Raw genomic sequence first — 2,795 nt, 5'->3', positions numbered from 1 at the left:
GTATGCGAAGGTGTTCCGCCAGCCCCCTGCTCCACATTCGTTATTGCCTGATAATCTGATTCTTTTACTATTGTCACCACTGATGCATTTTCGGAAGGTACCGCCACAAAAATAGCTTGTATTTAGACTGTTTTTAAACAATATATGAAAAGTTTTAAACCATCATATGGAAATATATCGGCCTTCATGTAATTTTTGAATGCCCGGCGCGACTAATTGATGCATAACTGTCCTGAATTTGATTGTGGAAAAACAATTTGTCGACCTGCTCGTCCCGGGCTCTCTGCTGGAAACCTTGCTGCTCGCAGCTGGACAGCTTAAAGGCTACCCTGGCGGAGCTGGAAGCGGACTGAGTGACCGATACCGGGTTGAAGTCACTCGCTGCAACCGTTTACCGGACGTGTTTTATTCCGTAACAAATGCATAATGCAGGCTTAATACGCAGTTAGTAGCGGCCAGATATCTTTGAGGTTTAATAAAACAAAACGCCGGACAGTCTGCTCCGGCGCTCTCAACTAACCTCTGATAAAAGAATTATGAAGACACGATTACTGCTGGCATATTTTGCCTTGCTGGTCGGATTTTGCATGCCTTTGCATTTGTCTGCCCAGTCTTTCACCATCACCGGTAAGGTTACCGGACCGACGGGTGCCGCACCTACCGGAGATCCACTACCAGGCGTGAGCGTACTGGTAAAAGGTACCAGCTCCGGGACTACCACCGACGCAAACGGCGCATTCTCATTGACAGTACCTTCTTCCAATTCCACCCTGATTTTCTCCGCAATCGGCTTCCTGCCGCAGGAGCAGACGGTGGGCAACAGAAGTGTTATTAATGTTGCATTGAAGGAAGACACCAAAATCCTGAATGAAGTAGTGGTGACTGCATTGGGTATTAAAAGAGAGGAAAAATCACTAGGCTTTGCGGCGCAGACGATCAATGAAAATGCGGTAAAAGATGCCAAATCCAATAACTGGGTCAATACGCTTTCAGGTAAAGTAGCCGGGCTGAATATCCAGGGCGCGGGCGCGGGACCAATGGGATCGGCGCGAATTACGTTGCGCGGCGAATCGTCTTTGAACCTCGACAACAACCAGGCGCTGATCGTCGTGGACGGTGTGCCGGTGAGCAGCCGCATTACCGGAACAGGTTTTAACTCCCACTTGTCGGCAGACAGCCCGGTGGATTACGGTTCGAGCTTGTCGGACATTAACCCTGATGATATTGAGAAAGTTACCGTGCTGAAAGGACCGGGCGCGACTGCATTGTACGGCAGCCGGGCAGCAGGCGGGGCGATTATTATCACTACCAAAAGCGGCGTACGTAAAGACAAGGGCATTGGTGTAACTGTCAATTCCAATTTCAGCGTCGAGCAGATCAACCGCTATCCCGACTACCAGTTTGAATACGGTGAAGGAAGAAGCGGCACTTACTTCTCTTACCTGGACAGCGAAGACGGGCCAAACACTGCCACAACCGTGGCCGCCGGAAGAGCCTGGGGGCCGAAGTTCAATGGACAAATGTACTACCAGTTTAACCCCAATTCCCCGGACGGAAGACCGACTGAACGCACGCCCTGGGTTGCCAACAAAGACTATATCTCCGGATTTTTCCAGACCGGTACCACTTTCTCCAACAGCATTTCCATCGAGGGCGGCAGCGAAAATGGCTCCGCGCGCTTGTCGCTCACGCATTTGAAAAACAAATGGATTATTCCTAATACCGGTTTTGAAAGGTTGAATGCAGCGCTTTCAGTAAGTCAGAAAGTTTCCAACCGTTTGAAGATCAATGGAAAAGTAAATTATACCAACAAGAAAAGCGATAACCTGCCGATGGCGGGATATAACAACCAGTCGCTGATGTACTTCCTGATCCTGGGTACCGCGCCCAACATCAAACCCGAGTGGTTTAAACCGTACTGGGAGCCGGGACTGGAAAATGTGAAACAAAGAAGCCCGTTCAACCCCACGCCCGACAACCCTTACCTGGGGATGTACGAAATGCTGAACAAAATGAACAAGCACGGCGTGATCGGAAATGTTTCTGCGAATTATGAAGTCTCCAAGAAGTTCGACCTGCTTGTGCGTACCGGTCTGGATATGGCCTTTGAATTCCGCTCTCAGCAGCGCCCGTTCAGCATGACGCGCTACCCGCGCGGGATGTACCGCGAGCAGAATGTATTTACTTACGAGTCGAACACCGACTTTTTACTCAATTATAAAGACAAGATCGGCGGGCTGATCGATGTAACTGCCTCTGCCGGAGGAAATGCAATGCGGCAGTCTTACGATTTCGCAGGCATGTACGCCGACCAGCTTGCACAACCGGGCATTTATCAGATCTCCAACAGTCTCGACCAGGCAGTTGCTGATCCTTTGAAAACCAAAAAAGCGATCAACAGTATTTATGCTGCAACGCAGTTTTCGTGGGATGAAAAGGTATTTGTGGACGTAACCGGGCGAAACGACTGGTCGAGTACGCTGCCTTATGGAAACAATTCCTTCTTTTATCCATCGGTTAGTTCCAGCTTTTTGCTGAACGAGCTTTTTACATTGCCGCGCGCAATTTCATTTGCCAAACTCCGCGCTTCGTGGGCGCAGGTCGGGAATGATACCAGACCTTACCAGACTGCCCGCTACTACGACCGGGTTTACGGAAACAGCTTTACCAACTCCAATACCCTTTTTAATGCGGGCCTGAAACCTGAGATTACCGCGAGCTACGAGTTTGGATTAGATGTTCGCTTGCTCAAAAACCTGGTGGGACTCGATGTGGCTTATTACAACAACAACAGC

At 49.6% G+C, this 2,795-nt stretch carries 2 protein-coding genes; both read left to right on the top strand.

Going from position 1 to position 2,795, the window contains the following annotated elements; genetic code table 11:
* The first annotated feature begins 244 nt into the window (after positions 1–244).
* A complete protein-coding gene (locus ACTIE6_RS22165; RefSeq protein WP_439558709.1) occupies positions 245–427 on the top strand; it encodes a hypothetical protein in 183 nt (60 codons plus the stop codon).
* A gap of 109 nt (positions 428–536) precedes the next feature.
* Positions 537–2,795: SusC/RagA family TonB-linked outer membrane protein (locus tag ACTIE6_RS22160; RefSeq protein WP_439558708.1), on the top strand; the 2,259-nt coding region annotated here is incomplete at its 3' end.

The sequence above is a fragment of the Dyadobacter sp. genome, from assembly GCF_051859145.1.
Classification (GTDB): domain Bacteria; phylum Bacteroidota; class Bacteroidia; order Cytophagales; family Spirosomataceae; genus Dyadobacter.
The sequence above is the reverse complement of the archived record's forward strand: the minus strand, read 5'-3'. Positions and strand labels throughout refer to the sequence as shown.